The 17,407-nt window shown below is 46.8% G+C and carries 15 protein-coding genes; all 15 read right to left on the bottom strand.

The features are described from left to right. Positions 1–29: 29 nt before the first annotated feature. Positions 30–1,019, bottom strand: a complete 990-nt coding sequence (locus tag GQF01_RS22220; RefSeq protein ID WP_161408859.1) for an ROK family protein — start codon at positions 1,017–1,019, stop codon at positions 30–32. Between the two features lie 10 nt (positions 1,020–1,029). Next, a complete protein-coding gene (locus GQF01_RS22215) occupies positions 1,030–1,734 on the bottom strand; it encodes a copper homeostasis protein CutC (RefSeq protein ID WP_161408858.1) in 705 nt (234 codons plus the stop codon). Positions 1,735–1,743: 9 nt separating this feature from the next. Further along, positions 1,744–2,583, bottom strand: coding sequence for a carbohydrate ABC transporter permease (locus GQF01_RS22210; protein WP_145659858.1), 840 nt, complete (start codon positions 2,581–2,583; stop codon positions 1,744–1,746). After that, positions 2,584–3,471: a carbohydrate ABC transporter permease gene (locus GQF01_RS22205; protein WP_235960166.1), complete on the bottom strand. Its 888-nt coding sequence runs from the start codon at positions 3,469–3,471 to the stop codon at positions 2,584–2,586. Positions 3,472–3,549: 78 nt separating this feature from the next. After that, positions 3,550–4,878, bottom strand: a complete 1,329-nt coding sequence (locus GQF01_RS22200; protein WP_161408857.1) for an ABC transporter substrate-binding protein — start codon at positions 4,876–4,878, stop codon at positions 3,550–3,552. 85 nt (positions 4,879–4,963) lie between these two features. Beyond that, positions 4,964–5,971 (bottom strand): asparaginase, encoded by a 1,008-nt coding sequence (locus GQF01_RS22195; RefSeq protein WP_161408856.1) that lies wholly within the window; start codon positions 5,969–5,971, stop codon positions 4,964–4,966. A gap of 16 nt (positions 5,972–5,987) precedes the next feature. Beyond that, entirely contained in the window at positions 5,988–7,154 is a 1,167-nt protein-coding gene (locus GQF01_RS22190) for an ROK family transcriptional regulator (RefSeq protein WP_161408855.1), read from the bottom strand. 406 nt (positions 7,155–7,560) lie between these two features. After that, positions 7,561–8,007 (bottom strand): hypothetical protein, encoded by a 447-nt coding sequence (locus GQF01_RS22185; RefSeq protein ID WP_202556597.1) that lies wholly within the window; start codon positions 8,005–8,007, stop codon positions 7,561–7,563. Positions 8,008–8,106: 99 nt separating this feature from the next. Continuing rightward, positions 8,107–8,283, bottom strand: a complete 177-nt coding sequence (locus GQF01_RS22180) for a hypothetical protein (RefSeq protein WP_161408853.1) — start codon at positions 8,281–8,283, stop codon at positions 8,107–8,109. A 115-nt stretch (positions 8,284–8,398) separates the two neighbouring features. Beyond that, positions 8,399–8,629: a hypothetical protein gene (locus GQF01_RS22175; protein ID WP_161408852.1), complete on the bottom strand. Its 231-nt coding sequence runs from the start codon at positions 8,627–8,629 to the stop codon at positions 8,399–8,401. Between the two features lie 613 nt (positions 8,630–9,242). Next, positions 9,243–11,138, bottom strand: coding sequence for a PrkA family serine protein kinase (locus GQF01_RS22170; RefSeq protein ID WP_161408851.1), 1,896 nt, complete (start codon positions 11,136–11,138; stop codon positions 9,243–9,245). A gap of 134 nt (positions 11,139–11,272) precedes the next feature. Then, a complete protein-coding gene (locus tag GQF01_RS22165; RefSeq protein ID WP_235960164.1) occupies positions 11,273–12,976 on the bottom strand; it encodes a cache domain-containing sensor histidine kinase in 1,704 nt (567 codons plus the stop codon). Positions 12,977–13,089: 113 nt separating this feature from the next. Beyond that, positions 13,090–14,109, bottom strand: a complete 1,020-nt coding sequence (locus GQF01_RS22160; protein ID WP_161408849.1) for a response regulator transcription factor — start codon at positions 14,107–14,109, stop codon at positions 13,090–13,092. A 48-nt stretch (positions 14,110–14,157) separates the two neighbouring features. After that, positions 14,158–16,296, bottom strand: a complete 2,139-nt coding sequence (locus tag GQF01_RS22155) for a glycoside hydrolase family 31 protein (protein WP_161408848.1) — start codon at positions 16,294–16,296, stop codon at positions 14,158–14,160. An 18-nt stretch (positions 16,297–16,314) separates the two neighbouring features. Further along, the gene (locus tag GQF01_RS22150) at positions 16,315–17,277 is read right to left on the bottom strand and encodes a Gfo/Idh/MocA family protein (protein ID WP_161408847.1); all 963 of its coding nucleotides are present in this window, start codon (positions 17,275–17,277) and stop codon (positions 16,315–16,317) included. Positions 17,278–17,407 lie beyond the last annotated feature (130 nt).

Here is a 17,407-nt window from a genome sequence, read left to right as displayed (position 1 = left end):
ATCTAACTAACCATAGGAATGTTACCGTTTCAAATTGTAACGGCTTGATTTTCATACTTCCATAATAAAGCGGCGCCGATTGCCCCCGCATCCACACCAAGAGAGGAACGCGTAATTTTCACATCTTTCACCATATCTTCGATGCCAAGTTTTTGAATCGTGTTCCACATGGGCTCGAAAAGCACATCCCCACTTAGGGACACGCCGCCACCGAAAATGATAATTTCCGGATTGAACAGATGAATGATCGTCACCATCGCTGTCCCAAGCGCTTCCCCCGCCTCTTTCAGCAAAGAGATGGAATAAGGGTCACCGCTTGAAGCAGCCTCTGACACCAGCTTCGCAGTAACCTTATTCGGATCATGTCCGGCCAACTCCGCTAGCGGCGCGGTTTGCGGCTTGCCGGCAAGGATATCTTCAGCGGCTAGACGGGCTATTGAATTGCCTGCGGCATACATTTCTACACAGCCTCTATTCCCGCACTTGCATGTTGGCCCTTTCCGATCTATGCTGATATGGCCGATCTCCGCTGCATTATTCGAAGCACCCAGCAGCATGTGGCCGCCACTTATAACACCGCCGCCTATTCCCGTGGACACGGTTACATACAAACAGTCCTCTGTTCCTTGACCAGCACCAACGAGCCATTCTCCCAGCGCTGCTGCACTTGCATCATTAATTAAGCGGACAGGAATGCCAAATCTCCGTTCCAAGATCGGCCCTAAGGCAACATTTTTCCAGCCTAAATTTGTTGATAGAACAATTGTTCCCGTATCCATATCAAGGATACCCGCAGTCGCGATACCTAGACTTACCATGCTGCGGGCATTGAGATTGGGTACAGAGGACAGCAGCGACTCGATCATATGGATCAGCCGTCTAATAACTTCATGCTCCCCTTCAGCTGCTAAGGTAGGCTGTTGATCCTTGATTAGTACGTGACCTTGAGCGTCCACCAAGGCAGCCAACATTTTGGTTCCGCCAATGTCTATCCCTAAAAAGTACCCGTCAATTGTCATAGTTGCTCCTTCATACATCTGTCTTGGTAGACTCGTACCTGTGTTGTTTAATCTGTTGAATCGTAACGGGATCGATCAGACCAAGCGGATCGCCATTCTTTCGTACACCTTTTCCGAAATGCACCTCTTGAACTCCTGTTTCGGCTGCAAATGCAGGCAATGACGCCAACGTAAGTCCACTTCCTGCCAAAATCTGTATGGACGTCTTTTGACTCCAAGCGACCAGACGCTTCATCTCCTGGACGGCATCCAGCACATTCGGCTTGCCGCCCGAAGTAAGTATGCGATCGATTTGTTTGAACTTATCTAGCTCATCTAGCGCTTCCTGAACATCTCGGACTTCGTCGAACGCACGATGGAAGGTCACGGAGAGCCCCTCCGCCTCTTCCAACAATCTCGCCATCACTTCCAAATCCAGACGCTGGTCTTCCGTAAGCGCGCCAAACACTACACCAGCAGCCCCAAGTTGTTTGACCATGCGAATGTCCGTAATCATGGCGGCAACATCTAGACGATCATAGCAGAAAGAATAGCAGTGAGGTCGAATCATAACCTGAACGGGCAGCTTGGTAGCCTGAACCGCTGCTTCAATGAGCCCATAACTTGGCGTAAGCCCGCCTTCCAGCATGCCCGTAATTAGTTCGATCCGATCGGCGCCACTCCGCTCAGCTGCAATCACGTCCCTCACACTCGTAGCAATAACTTCGAGCAGCATATGTTTCACCTAACCTTTCACAGCACCTTGTGTTAAACCAGCAACGATATATTTTTGCACGATGGCAAACATAATAACGACAGGAATGAGTGATATGATGCCTGCCGCACTCATTTGCCCCCAGTTGATATCGAATTTCTGAACAAAACTGCTTAAACCGACAGGAACTGTCTTGGCAGATTCGCTGTTTGTGAACATAACCCCGAAGAACAAATCGTTCCATGAACCAATAAAAGCAAACACAAATGTCGCCACGATACCTGGCTGCATCATCGGCAAGACAACCTTAGACATCGTCTGGAATTTGTTGCAGCCGTCAATCATGGCCGCTTCTTCCAAAGAAACCGGAATACGCTGAAAGAAACTGGACATCGTAATCAAGCAAAACGGTATGTTCATCGCTGTGTACGTAATAATCAATGCGGGCAGCTTATTCAATAAATGAATTTGGCTAAATGTAATAAACAAAGGCACTAGGATGACCATGACCGGCACCATTTGGGTAGCCAAAAAGGAGACGAGCACAAATTTTTTGCCCTTAAACTGATATCTGGCCAAACTGTATCCTCCCAAGATGGAAGCAAGTAGAACCAGAATTGAACTACTCATGCTGACTGTAAAGCTGTTCAATAAATATCGGGGAAAATTTGTATTTTGCAGGGTATCTATATAGTTTGCCAACGTTAACGCTTTGGGCCACAAGGTTAATTGGCCGCTATAAATTTCCTGTCTTGTTTTTAAAGAGGTCACTATGATCCAATAAAAAGGAAGCAGCGTACCTAACGCAAAAAGCAACAGCACAACAAATCGAACTAATTCAGGAGCCGCTTTTCGTCCGAAGGAAGTCATTTAGAAATCACCTGCATCGTCATATTTGGTTGCACGAAGGAAAATTAACGTATAGATAATGAGGATAATCAGCATGATTACGCCAAGAGCAGACGCTTGCCCGAAATCCGTTGTATAGGAAATCTGATTGAATATGTATGATGACAGATTATGCGAAGTGTTAGCTGGTCCCCCATTTGTCATAATATAAATAAGATCCGCCGAGTTGAACACCCAAATAACTCGAAGCAAAACGGTAAGGATGATCGTCGACTTAATGAACGGAATTGTTACATAAAATAGCTTCGTCCACCTGCCGGCACCATCGATATCTGCGGATTCATAAATATCCTTGGGCACCGATTGCAAAGCGGCCAGCAGCATGATTCCAAAGAATGGTACGCCGTACCAAACCATCGCGATAATGATGGGAAAAATCGAAATGCCTGGAAGCGCCAAAAATGAAATGCCTTTCTCCACGATTCCCAGCTTAATTAACAGATAGTTAATCAATCCATTTTGCTCGCTGAACATCCACTTGAAAATCATCCCGATCAAAAAAGCAGAGACCGCCCATGGAAGAAATACAACGGATTGGTAGATGTTTTTTCCTTTAAACTTCGTATTCAAAGCCTGTGCCAGAACAAACCCTAGAACAAATTGCAGACCGACCGTCAAAACGACCCACAGTAAAGAATTTAACAAAATTCTAACAATATTGTTGTCCGTAAATATGGCTTTAAAGTTCTCCAAACCAGAAAAACGAACGTCGTTCGGTTCAAACAAAATATAGTGCATAAAGGCGAGCTTAAAACCTTGGAGCAGTGGATAGGCAAAAAAAGCTAACAGGATTAGGATGGCAGGAGCAATAAGCAAGTAAGGCTCCCATAGTTTCAATCTCAATTTCAAAGCCGCTTCACCTCCCCATTGGATAGGAAAAGACAACCGGGACAGAACTCCGCCTCGGTTGTCTGCTTCTAGATCTTATTATTTATTATTTTTTAAATAGTCTTGCTGCTCTTTCGTTAGGAAATCAGCCAAATGCTTAATCGTATCTTCGAAGGATTGCGTTTTACTCAAATATTTTTGAGTTTCTTGTACAGCGAATGTACCTGAGAATTGCCCCAGCTTGGTCAGATGGCTCGGCGGTCCGGCAAATACAATGTTGGAGTCCGCCATAGCCCCTGCATATCCGGCAATTGGACCTTTGCTGAAGAACGGATCTTTCAGATTGTCCTTATAGATCGGAATGCTCGAATTTTTAATGCTATATTGTAAATTGATCTCAGGGGAGCTTAAGAACTGAATAAACTTCCAAGCTGCATCTTTGTGCTCGGAGTTGGCTGCCATCGCATATGCAGCTGTGTAACCCCAGAAAATATAACGTTTGCCGTCATCGGATTTTGGCATCGGAACGACGTTCCATGTGCCTTCCTTCATGTTCTTTTGAGCCGTGATAATGACCTCAGGGGTTTGATTCAGGATGGCCGTCTGCCCGTTCAAGAAGCCCTGCACCATTTCATTAAAGCCCCAGTTGATCGACTCTTTAGGAGAATTACCATTGAGATAGATATCATAAAATTTCTTGAATGCCGCTTGCGCTTCCGGTTTGTAAAGAATCGATTTGCCGTCTTTATCGAACCAGCTCTCGCTATGCGTCGCCGCCATAACATATTCCATGGCTCTAAGAACACCGTTCGCGCCACCACGGAATGAAATCCCATATCTTGATTTGGAAGCATCCGTTAACTGCTGGGAAAGCTTGAAGTAGTCATCCCATGTATCGATTTTCTCCGGCAAGTTACTTTCTTTGAACCAGTCGCTGCGAATAAATAGACCTTGCAGCAAAAATCCATCGGGAATTGCATAGACTTTGTCTTGATACTTGTTTCTTGCCTGTTTGAACGCTTCGGTTAAATTGCCTACTTGATCCCATTTATCGTAATAAGGCTGTAGGTTTTCGATATAACCGGCGGCTGACATAGCTACGAGAGAGGTGTCGTCGATGCTGATGACATCAGGAAGCTGTTTGGCAGCACCGAGAGCCATCCATTTCTTATTCGCATCATCCCAAGGAACGGAAGTGTATTCGACTTCAATGTTCGGGTTTTTTGTTTGGAATTGTTTGATGAAATCTTGCATGAGTGCTGTTCGCTCTGGGCTTGGAAGCGGATCTAAATACGTGATTTTTTCTTTTTTGCCTGAACTTTGAGCTGCATTACTTGCATTTCCTGCAGGTTCGCTGGAGCAGCCGACTAATCCAACCGTCAGCACAAGAACCATGCTCATCACCATTGTTGACATTCTTTTTTTCAAAATAACCCCTCCCGATTGTTCCTCGAAATTATATATGTAACTTGTCGGAGCGTTAGTTGCGCTTGTCCGACAATGCTCATATCACTTATGAGTGAATTTGAAGCGTGAATACAGCCGTGTTGCGACCGATAGTTTTCTTGTTATCATTCTTGATTTCTATAGGTGCGAGCTCATACATGCTCTGAATCGTGTTGCTATTGTCATAGTGGATTTGCTCCAAAATTGACGCGACGATTAACGGCCATTCATCCTCGGAACCGTCTAGCACTTTCAAGGCGAAAGCTAGCTTTTCTTTTTTTAGCCCGAAGCAATAGACGCCTTTGGCCCCACCCTTCGCAACAATATTCGTATCCATAAGCAGAGCTGAACAAATGCGGTCAGAACCAGCAACCATCTCATAGTGTTCATTCATCAGACCAACCATCTTCTGAACAGCCGTTCGAATCGCTGCATCCTCAATAAGTTCTGGGCACGCCAACTTGAGAAAGGCTGTTGCCAGGTTCCTCAAAGGAATGGCAAACACGGGGAAACCGCAGCCATCTGTTCCAAGCCCAATCTGGTCAATCGCGCATTCCGACAAATACGAGAGCGTTTCCAATATCTCTAACTGCGCTGGGTGCTGAGGCTCAAAATAGGTCTCCAACGGATATCCCATCATTTTGCACAAGGCCAAGATCCCCAGATGCTTGCCAGAGCAATTATGATAAATCGAACGTTTAGGCGCTTGATTGCGAAGCAGATCCTCCGTCGCATAAACGCTAAGCGGGTAAGTCGGGTGGCATACAAGCCCGTCTTCCGCCACGCCAATCTTCCGGAGCATCGACTCGAGCGCATCAACATGAAATGGCTCGGCGCGATGAGAACCCATCATGATGGCCGTTTCCTTACCGGTTAGCCCGAAGTGGACATCAGCGCCATGGCGCAGCACGGGAATTGCTTGAAACGGCTTGCCAGCAGATCTTAGAAACGTGACTGCGTTCGTATCACCGACAACATACTTCACTTCCCCCGTATAAGAAACTCCGCAAATGTGCCCCCGATGCACGCATTCGAGCGTGTCTCCTCGATATTCTTCCAGCAATACTTGGTCCATATGACTTCCTCCTAGGTTACATTTCATGATCCAATCGCTGCTGCAATGCGAGAGTTGCCGCACCGATAATAACCGCATTACTTTGCAGTTTAGAACTTACCAGCTTATACGTTCCGTTAAATGGGCCCCATATAAACTGATTTATTTTTTGTTTCACAGTTTCAAGCATTTCTACATGCTGCTCGATCAAATGTCCACCAAGTATGATCGTGTCTGGGTTATACATGCACACAACATTGCTGACGGTAATCGCGATATACGTACAGGCACGGTCAATAATTTGCACGGCCCACGTCTCATTATTATGCGCACTGTCAAATATTTCTTTAATACTCGTTATAGGTTTAACTTTATTGGCTTCCTGAATGATGGTGAAATCCGCAATATACGTTTGCAGGCAACCACGTTTCCCGCACTCGCAGAGCATGCCATTCGGGTCTACGGTTGAATGGCCAATCTCACCTGCAATATTCGATTCTCCCCGGTAAACCGTGCCATCAATGACGAGCGCAGAACCGACTCCGCTGCCAAAACCAAGCAGTACCGCTCTTTTGGAACCTTTGACGAAGCCGTAGTACGTTTCACCCAGCGCTTTAACCTTTAGATCATTATCTATCACGGTCGGGATATGGAGATGTGACTCAACCAAAGCAGCGAAATTGACATTCTCCCATCCTAATTGTGAAGAGAAAACAATCGTTCCCTTATCCATATCGATGATTCCCGGAACGCCAATTCCGATTCCAATGATTTTAGAAATAACAATCTCATTGTGATCAATAAGCTCTTGAATGTACTCGGAAAGCTCACGCGCCACCTTAACCGGATCATCTAAGTGATACAGCTTCGTCAATTTATTCTCAGCTATGATGTGACCGTCAAAGTCGACGATCCCTATTTTAATTACTCCTTTATCCATCTCGACACCGATCGTAAGCACGGAACCAGCATCAATGTCTAGCATCGTCGCTTTTCTTCCTACACCCGAAGAGTATTGCTCCGTCTCCTTGACCAGACCGATTTGACAAAGATCGTTGACAATGCGGCCTACAGAAGTGGCGCTCATCGAGGTGAGCTTAGCAATCTTCGCTCTAGATATCGGGCGGCTGCTCTTGATAATATCCAGCACCATATTTTTATTTTTTTTCTTAATAAACTCCTGATCGTGCTTGCTAATATCCATTTCTTTACCACCTTTAATTAATCCACTGGTGTTATTAATTAAACAAAAAAAATGTAGATAATAAATAAATTTATATGTAATAGGCGATTTAACTAAGGAATACAACAGTAATTAATCCCTCGGTGTTATTAATAAGATATTATCAAGAGATCTATACGCTGTCAAGAATTTTTGTTTTTTATGTCATGTAATATAACACAAAAGCTTGAATTGAACTATTTTTTTTCATATTTCCAAGATTGACGCTTGGAACATTGTTATTTTATATAACACGGTTAATGGTATTTCAGCTTTGGGCGCGTTAACGAATGGTGCCAGAGTGAGCGCAACTCCCTGCTACAGCTTCAGTCAATAAGAAAAACCGAGGTTTCTCCTTAAGAGAATCTCCTCGGTTACAACGATCGCATTAAATCCCAGGATAGCCTGGTGGATATGGATAGTAGGGATTAGGCGGGTACGGGTAAGGGTAAGGATACCCCGGATATGGAGGATATGGATAGTAGGGATCAACAGAATTATATACAATTGGAGCTACTAGCCATGGAAGTGCATTGTTGAAGCCACCGCCGGGAAAGAAACCGCCATGGAATCCAGGTCCGCCGAAGCCGGGTCCAATGTGACCAACCGGGCCATGACCAAAGCCAGGTCCGAATCCAGGGCCAAAGCCACCGTGCCCAGGGCCGCCAATTCCGCCAATGCCACCAATACCGCCATGACCAGGGCCACCTATTCCACCAATACCGCCAATACCACCATGTCCAGGGCCTCCACCGATGCCGCCACCATGTAAACCGCCACCAACCGGCGGACGAAATTCTTGTTCTTCAGGATTCGTCATTAAAGGATCACTCACATTCTTGTATAGTTGATATGCCTAATACACTGTATGTGTGTGAATGCCTAGTTGGTGAATAGATCGCTGAAATTGGGCGGAAGAAAAAAAACAATCAACCTATTTCTTCTTAAGACCCATAAGATCGCAAAGCCCAATAAAAAAGACGATGATCGTCGTCATAACAATAAATCGAAAATCCCACGCATTGGGGAATTCATTCACTTGGGTTCCTGTTACACGCAAAATAATGACAAAGAGGAGGAGAAGCAAATCAAAAAACATACAATACGCCATACGCGCTGAAAGCTTGTGAAGGGGAAGTTTGTCCATCATCCTGCCAAATCCGAAAAGATCTGAAGATTTGTTCGGTTCATTGGATTTTTTCTGGGGGGAATTGTCCTTTGGAGGTTCAGTGTTCGGCTTTTGTTCGTTTGTCATCCTTTTTTACAGATCGTCGAATGGCTTCGTTGACTTCCAGCACATCCAACCACATGAGCATTGCTGCGCCGAAACAAAATCCGATTATGCATATCCCCCCAAAGTTTGATAATATATTCATTTGCCAAGTCATGAGCGCAGCCATTAAGCTTATAAAAAACAAGAAAACAATCCCCGTTTTTTTCATGAAGTTCACTTTCATTATCTGTTACACCTCCCTTGCTAGAAGTTAAAATAGTATATGATAGATTGCTAGATTCCGTGTTCCTATTTACTTAATAAAAGCAAGTGTGCGTCGATGCCGCGGCCTGAATATTTCAGCACGCAGGTATGTTCACACGGGATGTGGGCGCGCGGGCTTCATTGAAGTGATCCGAGCGATCCTTGAAGCCGCCTCAGCTGTGATACATGGAAAAACTACCGTTAATCAGCACGATTGTGTGGCAGTGAATGAAATAACGGGAGAAACTCCATCTATCTCGTCTATATCTGCACGAATCTTCCAAATTCAATGGAAATAGCGGTAGAAAATCCAGTTAAATGGGAAAAAGTGGATAATACACGATAAATAGCAGGAGGAATTGGCGTTAATTCCAAACAGCCCCTCCCTCTCTGTTACCCCGCTCCCTGCCACAATGGCCGTTTCGCTACCTTGGCATCGATAGCTCCCTGTAGCCATCGCCGCGCAGACATCCACACTGCGGCCATTGCCACACAGATGTGGGAGCATCAAGCCTGCTCTGCTCTGCCCTGCCCCTGCCCAAAACAAAAAGCCCAAAGCGCCACCACCAGCGCCTCAGGCTTATAAATCCTCTTTATCTGTTCAGCAAGCTTCCCACATAACGCAGCAGCTCATTCGCGCATACGGGGCAATAGCCATGCTCATCGATTAACTGCTTCGTGACATCGTTAATCTTCTTCAGCTGCTTCTCATCCGGTGTTTTCGACGATGTCGTAATCTTCACGATATCCTTCAGATCAGCAAACAACTTCTTCTCAATAGCTTCACGCAGACGTTCGTGACTGCTGTAGTCGAATTTCCGGCCCTTGCGGGAATAGGAGGAAATTCGGATCAGAATTTCTTCACGGAACGCTTTTTTGGCATTTTCAGAAATGCCGATTTGTTCCTCGATGGAACGCATCAGGCGCTCATCTGGATCCATCTCCTCACCGGTGAGCGGATCCTTGATTTTGCCCCAGTTGCAATAAGCTTCAATATTATCGAGGTAGTTGTCGAAAATGGTTTTGGCTGACTCCTCGAAGGAGTACACGAAGGCCTTCTGTACTTCTTTCTTCGCAATATCATCGTACTCTTTGCGCGCGACAGAGATGAAGTTCAGGAACCGTTCACGCTCATCCTTCGTAATCGACGGATGCTGATCCAAGCCATCTTTCAGGGCACGCAATACATCCAGTGCGTTAATGCACTGAAGATCCTGCCTAATCAGTGCGCTCGAAATCCGGTTGATGACATAACGCGGATCAATACCGCTCATGCCTTCTTCTTGGAATTCATTTTGCATTTCTTTCAGATCGGCTTCTTTGTAGCCTTCGACAACTTCGCCGTCGTACATCCGCATCTTTTTGACCAGATCCATCCCTTGCTTCTTCGTTTCCTTCAAGCGAGTCAAGATGGAGAAGATCGCAGCCACACGTAACGAATGAGGGGCTGTGTGAATATGTGACATGTCGCTCTGTCCAATGAGCTTGTAGTAGATTTTCTCTTCATCGGTTACTCGAAGGTTATACGGAATCGGCATGACGATCATCCTGGATTGCAACGCTTCATTCTTTTTATTCGCAATAAAGGATTTGTACTCAGTTTCGTTGGTATGAGCAACGATTAACTCATCGGCGCTAATGAGCGCGAAGCGTCCCGCCTTGAAATTCCCCTCCTGCGTAAGGGATAGCAGGTTCCAGAGGAACTTCTCATCGCACTTCAGCATTTCCTGGAACTCCATGATCCCGCGATTGGCTTTGTTGAGCTCCCCATCGAACCGGTAAGCACGCGGATCGGATTCGGAACCGAACTCCGTGATCGTCGAGAAATCGATACTTCCCGTCAGATCAGCGATATCTTGTGATTTGGGATCCGAAGGACTGAATGTCCCGATACCGACACGACCTTCTTCTGAAACAAACACACGCTCCACCATGACGTCTTCAATGCAGCCATTGTATTCGGTTTTCAAACGCATTTGGCAGGAAGGACATAAGCTGCCTTCAATCTTCACATTTAACTCTCGCTCGATCTCGGGGCGCAGTTCCATCGGAATCAGATGAAGCGGTTCCTCGTGCATCGGGCAACCTTTAATCGCATAGACGGCCCCCAGATCTGTCTTGGAAAACTGCTCTAATCCACGTTTTAGCATTGTCACAATTGTGGACTTACCACCGCTTACAGGACCCATTAGCAGCAAAATACGTTTACGAACATCCAATCGACGGGCAGCGGAGTGGAAATATTCTTCTACCAGCTTCTCAATCGCTCGATCCAGGCCAAAAATCTCTTGGTTGAAAAATTTGTAAGACTTGTGCCCGGATTGATCATTAATCCCTTGCGAAGCAATCATATCATAGACTCTGGAATGTGCAGTTCTTGCGAGTCCAGGATTACTGCGAAGCAATTCTATGTACTCCGCGAACGTACCGGTCCAGCTCAATGCATCCTTCTCCGTACGATGCTCCGAAATTCTTTTGAATATGTCCATGGGTACCTCCTTTCACTGCTGCCTTTCAAAATATAGGTCAGCTCGTGATGGTGAATTGTGTACTACAATCCTATGCACCCACAGAAGAGAACTTGCCCGAAATTTTTATGAGAATTAGTTTTCATAAGAAACACCTACTCCAGCTTTCTTGGGGAAGCCGGCATGACCATGATCATCTTGGTGCCCTGCTCAAGCTTGCTTTCAATTCGCAGCCCATACTGCTCGCCATAGACCATCTGAATCCTGCGGTGAACGTTCAAAACGCCGATGCCGCCCTTTTTACCCGCTTCATCTACTTCGCCATCGGCCAGTCTATTGGTATTCAACTTCTCTTGGAGCTGCCCAAGCTTCGCTTCTGACATCCCAGAGCCGTTATCCTCCACACTGATCCAAAAGATGCCGTCGCTAACGCCGCCATCAATCCGGACAACATGATAATCCTCCAGGCCATCCGGGAAGGCATGTTGAAATACATTTTCAACTAGCGGCTGCAGCGTCAAACGAACCATAACATGAAGCAAATACTCAGGCTTAATCGCCACATCAATCTCGAACTCGCGACCTATGCGGTGCCTTAATACGACCAAATAATACATGACGTGCTTCAACTCATTAGCTACCGTTATTTCTTCGAGATTCGTCTGAACGGAGTAACGCAGCATGTAAGCCAACGCCTTCACAATTTCAGAAATCTCCTCGGAGTCCTGAATGGTCGCGTAGCAAACGATAGTCTCCAGCGTGTTGTACATAAAATGCGGATTAATCTGCAGCTGAAGCGATTGAAATTCGGCCTTTTGACGCTCCATCCGAATTTCGGAATTGCTTAATTCCACTTGCACGACGCGGTCCACAGCTTCAGAAAGCCGCTTGACCATCAAATTATAGCGAACCATCAGCTCAACAATCTCATCTCGGTGAGGAGGGAGCGGAATCGTAGCCCAATTCCCTTTCTCGGTCTCCCGCATGCCGGATTTGAGCGTCTGAACGGGTTTGGCAATCGATTTGCCGAACCTGTAAGCAAGCAGCATCGCCAAGATCAAAGTGAACAGACCAACGACAAGCGTTGTCGAGCGAATGTTGGAGAGCGGTTTACGCAGCTCGCGAACCGGCATGGACACAACGAGCTGCCAATCGGAAGACTCCGATTTGCGGCTTACATACATGCGCTCATCGCCTTCATAGGCGTCGGTAAAAGAATGCGAACCTGCCTGATTCAGCTTTTCAGAAAAAGCCTTCGGAACGGTCGTGCCGACTTTCAACCTATCCGGGTGATAAATGTAACGCCCTTTATCATCGATGATAAACAGGTACCCATACTTCCCTAAATCGATACCTTTCCATAGAGCAGATAGATCGGCAGACCGCATCTCAATCGCAAGCAAGCCGGACAATTCCGGTGATGTGTAGCCGCGAATCCGGCGAACGATCGTTAGCATTTGATTCTCTTGCCCTTCAATGATCGTGTGATTCAAGATGCTTAATTGTCCGTCAGGCGTCGTATTCGCGAGAAAATAATCGCGCTGCCTTTGGATGTCTTCGGCATTGAACGATTGCTCATTCACACTATTATAATAATAAACGGCGTTCTTCTTATCGCTGATCAGATAGACAGAAGCGAGTTTGGGATTACGTATAAATAAAGGGTCCACACTAAATTCCCGGATTGTTTTACGATACAAATAGTAGTCATATTCTTCCCTTGTGGTCGGCAGATCAATAAACTCCATAATCTGTCTATTCGTTAACAACGAGACAATCGAGCGTTCGTAGTCCTGCAGATACAGATCGGTATGGTGAACAGCGTTGCCGGCAATTTGATTCATTTGATTCTCTACCATTTCTTCCAGTTCTCCAGAAGTAATGATATAGGAGAAGATACCTACACAGCTGAGTGAAAGGATAATAACAATGAGGAAATACGCGAATATTTTTTTCGTAAATCCTCTTATTTTCATTTGATACCTAAACTGGCGCGGTATTCCGTCGGGGAAACGCCGACAATTTTTTTAAAAGTTTTGGTAAAATGGGGGTAATCGTCATACCCGACATCCGCAGCAACATCAACGATTCGAACATGTGGTGCGGACAGCATTTCTTTCGCCTTCGTCATTCGTTTGTTAATCCGGTATTGGACAAAGGTCTCTTGCGTGATTTTTTTGAAAAGCGAGCTGAAATACGTCGGCGTTAATCCAACCATAGCAGCGACTTGATCCAAAGAAATATCCTCTGACAGCCGGCTGTCGATATACGCCTTGGCTTCTTCCATCGGATCTTTGAAATGACCGCTGCGGACGGATTGCAGCCCGCTGATCATGTTCAAAAGCCCCTTCTCAAACGCGTCTAGCGCCTCTTTCACATTATCCGCCTGCAGATGAGCAGGTACGGACGCAGGTGAGAAATGGCGCGCTTGAAAGCGTTTCACAAGAAGCGCATTGCAATCATCCAGCAGCTCTTTCAGCTGGGCTAGCGAGATATTCGCCGACAGGCAATATTCGCGCCAGCCTATGATGAGATTCCTGAATTCCTCCATCTGTAACGCCCATATTTGCTGTTCCATCTGATCGATCCACTCAATATAACGGGAAGGCGATAAATAACCGTGTTTCGGTTTCTTGATCAGTTGATCCAGCATGTCATGGACATCGCTTTTGGTCGCCGGTTTCAATAAATAATGTCTAACGCCGTAATTCATACTTTTTTGTGCATATTCAAAGTCATTGTAACCGGATATGACAACGGTTTTGATATGAGGAAACTCCTCATGAATAATTTTGCATAATTCCAGTCCGTCCATTTTGGGCATGCGAACATCCGTCAACACCAGATCAGGCTCTGACGCCCGAATTTGCTCCAAAGCAGCCTCGCCGTTCTCGGCCGTCTGAATTTTGGAGAAAGCGGGGGTGTACAGTTCCGCCATTTTTACCATTCCTCTGCGAATAACAGGTTCATCGTCTACGATCAATACGTGCATGTCCAGACCTCCTCATGCTCTCTGCGCTGCTAATCCAATTATGATAACTCACCGCTGCTCGTTCATCAACAAACGCGTTTGCGCGAACCGCCAAGTGACGCCAACATACGATGACGATTGATCGTTATCTCCTGTCCAAGCACCGGTATAATTCCCATCTTGATCTACTGTGACAGCCAGATTGAACCAACTGCACTTGCCTTGCTCGTAGTCAAAGGTTTCGCCATCATCCTCATAAAGTCTTGCTGTACCAGGTTCGGTTCCAAAATGCACCAATTCAATCGCCGTAGGCGTCCCAGCTGCCGGAACATGCGAAAGCGCACTCATCATAGGAAGGATGGAGCCGCTTTTAACGAAAACCGGGATATGTTCAAGGCCCGCCTGCACCCGGATCACACAGCCACCGGTATACCGCTCCCCAGTCTCCAATCCATACCAAATGCCAGCTGGCAGAAGCACCTCACGCTCTGTTTCACCCTCAACCAAAGGAGCTACAAGCAGCGCATCACCGACCATGTATTGGTCGTCCCATTCTCTCGCCTTCTTCTTGCCGTATGCGCCATCTGTCGTATTCAAATGCTGCTGCTCATTTGCCGCTAATTTGGCTTCAGCACCGGCAATCTCAGCTGGCGTCATAACAAACGGCATCGCCCGAAATGGCGGAATTCCCTGCTCGCGATAAACGGCAAAAGCGGTATACAAATACGGCAGAAGTTTCATCCGCAGCTTGATATAATGCCGCACGGTGCCCTCTACCTCAGGGAAGGACCATGGTTTCGTCCCGTCTCCCCATGCATTCAGCATAGCCATCGGCGAGAAACAGACGGTTTGCATCCGCCGAACCCAATCTTCGGCATTTCTCGCTCTGCGAACCTCCGGTGTCCACAACAGACCGCTGAAAGAGGAGCTGCAGATGCCCCGAATAAACTGCTTATGGTCATATAAATCCGAGTACAGGACATAAGGCATCGTCGAGGCCGCACCATTCGAGGCTCTGACTAGTCCGTACGTTCGGCGGTTTTGGCTTCGGAACAGATCTGCCGTCATTTTTTGAAACATTAACCCATACATCTGTCTCATCTGCTCGCCATCTAGACCTGATGGGAACATAGCATGTGCCGGGAACATCCAGGAATTGTTCGTCAATTCACTGCCATCGCATTCATCCAGCTTGTACCCAGAGACCCCGATTTGGATATGCTGTTCCTCATGCTGCTTTTTGTAGAGTGCTGCCGCCTCTGGCAACGAGTAATCCGGCGCAAGCCCGCCCCACACCGTATGGGTCCCCGAAAGCGGCTGCAGATCGGCATACATTTCGCTCTGCGGCGAAACGTATGGATGCTCCCAGAGGTTCACGCGGAAGCCCTTGTGCGCCAGTTCATCTACGAAGCTGGCTGGATCAGGGAACCGGCTTTTCTCCCATTCATAGGTGACAGGATAGCTGTGGCTATGCCAGCCAGGCTCCAGTCCGATGACATCGCAAGGAATATCGTGAAGACGGAACTGCTCGGCTTCATCAAGCACTTGCTGATCGCTATATAGTGTCGGGACGCGGTGCCAGAAACCTAGTCCCCATTTGGGAGGCAAGACGCCTCCGCCGCACATTAAATTGTATCTAGCTACCACATCCGAAAGGGTAGGCCCGCCAAATAAATAGACGACTGCACCTTCGGCAGGAATCTGGATTTCCACCCGAGAAGCCACCGGCGTCGCTTTCCATCCCTTATCCGTATTGCGATCACGAATTTCTTCAAGCCGCGTATCCTCTTGCTTCAAAGATGAGCCGAGATGCATCGTTACGATTCGTGACGTATCCACCCAGACACCATACCCCTGATCGCTCACATAAAATGGAACGGGCGCATGTGTTTCACCCGTATCCTGCTTAGGATCGCTGTTTACACGCAAATAGCGGGTTCTTCCGCGTTGATTCATGCGCAGCAACTGAAGGCCTGTCCCATATAGCTTCTCGGTTGGGTTCAGCGGAAAAGACAGCATGAAGTTCCGTCCTGCTTCCTCAAGCTGAATACGATCCCAGGCCAAAGGCGGCTCTACCTGCGGCATTTGCTGCAAAACCTCATCCTTAGGTGTTACCCCCATCCAAGTTAACGGGGTGATCCCCTCAGGCTCTCTAATTGTCAAACGCCATATCCCAGTCGCTGTTTGCTCCCAATGATTAGTCAGCATGCTCGAATCCCCATTCATCTATAATGTTGGAACATCAATGGCGTAAGTCTGACCGGAACTGCTGGCCAGTTTGGCGTAATGCACAAGAGCCTGCGTTTTCAAATAATCCCTGCCGCTTGACTCCGACTCCCGCCCTTCACGCAGTGAAGCCAGGAACTCAGCAAGTGTATCGGTTACATCAATGCCGCTGTAATCTTCAATCAGCTGAACCTCCCCGTCCCGAATGACGCGAATCTCCTTACCGATGAATTCAATGGCACCCTCCGTGCCTTCCAATCGCCAATTCCCGCTCCATGGCGTCTCAGTGCCCCTAGCCGAAATGGAGGCGTTATACGAAGCCGTAATACCGTTATCCATTTCTAAGAATGCATAAGCATTAATAATGGCGCCGTCTTGCTCCCACGCATTGATCGGGTTATACAGCTTCGCCTGCACCGTTTTGCCTTCTCTTCCGCTAAAATAACGAAGCAAATCAAAGTGGTGAACACCAATGTCATCCAGAATGCTGACCGTATATCTTCTTTGGACGTTGTGATATCTGTAAAACTGTACATCCATAGAGGACAGGCTGCCGATAACGCCCTCGTCCAGCAGCTGTTTCATTTTGCGTATATGCGTCATCCTGCGGTAATTTTCGGCAATCATGAAAGGCAGCTTTTCTCGTTCTGCACGAGCCACAACCTCCATGGATTCTTCGTAATCAAAAGAAATCGGTTTTTCACATAAAACCGCCAGTTTACGGTCAAATGCTGCATGATTCACCACGGTGTGCACCATTGGAGAAGTTACATTGACAAGAAAATCCGCCTCTTCCTGCTGCAAAGCTTCCTCTAATGATGTGTAGAAGGGAAAAGGATCATTCTGCATTTTCTCTTTCATCGCTGCATCCACTTCAACAACGGCTGCCAATAAACCTTGATCTCGCAGACGCTTATACCAGCTGAATCCTGCCGAGCCTAACCCTACCAATATCGCTTTCACACGCAACACACCTCTCCATCATTTCGTTGCCTTCATTATAGAAATTAATCCGTCAATCAGAAAGGATAAAATTAAGATCGTATGTCATTTTTTACGATTTCTACCTATGAAAAAAATATCCTGCAGCAGA

It is taken from the genome of Paenibacillus silvestris (genome assembly GCF_009882985.1).
Lineage (GTDB): Bacteria > Bacillota > Bacilli > Paenibacillales > NBRC-103111 > Paenibacillus_E > Paenibacillus_E silvestris.
The sequence above is the reverse complement of the archived record's forward strand: the minus strand, read 5'-3'. Positions and strand labels throughout refer to the sequence as shown.

Coding starts and splice junctions, on each gene's coding strand:
- GQF01_RS22190 (WP_161408855.1), bottom strand. CDS start 7,154: ATGGATATTAGCAAGCACGATCAGGAGTTTATTAAGAAAAAAAATAAA.
- GQF01_RS22165 (WP_235960164.1), bottom strand. CDS start 12,976: ATGGTAGAGAATCAAATGAATCAAATTGCCGGCAACGCTGTTCACCAT.
- GQF01_RS22180 (WP_161408853.1), bottom strand. CDS start 8,283: ATGGCGTATTGTATGTTTTTTGATTTGCTTCTCCTCCTCTTTGTCATT.
- GQF01_RS22160 (WP_161408849.1), bottom strand. CDS start 14,109: ATGCACGTATTGATCGTAGACGATGAACCTGTTATTCGCAGAGGAATG.
- GQF01_RS22210 (WP_145659858.1), bottom strand. CDS start 2,583: ATGACTTCCTTCGGACGAAAAGCGGCTCCTGAATTAGTTCGATTTGTT.
- GQF01_RS22220 (WP_161408859.1), bottom strand. CDS start 1,019: ATGACAATTGACGGGTACTTTTTAGGGATAGACATTGGCGGAACCAAA.
- GQF01_RS22175 (WP_161408852.1), bottom strand. CDS start 8,629: ATGAAAGTGAACTTCATGAAAAAAACGGGGATTGTTTTCTTGTTTTTT.
- GQF01_RS22155 (WP_161408848.1), bottom strand. CDS start 16,296: ATGCTGACTAATCATTGGGAGCAAACAGCGACTGGGATATGGCGTTTG.
- GQF01_RS22215 (WP_161408858.1), bottom strand. CDS start 1,734: ATGCTGCTCGAAGTTATTGCTACGAGTGTGAGGGACGTGATTGCAGCT.
- GQF01_RS22195 (WP_161408856.1), bottom strand. CDS start 5,971: ATGGACCAAGTATTGCTGGAAGAATATCGAGGAGACACGCTCGAATGC.
- GQF01_RS22170 (WP_161408851.1), bottom strand. CDS start 11,138: ATGGACATATTCAAAAGAATTTCGGAGCATCGTACGGAGAAGGATGCA.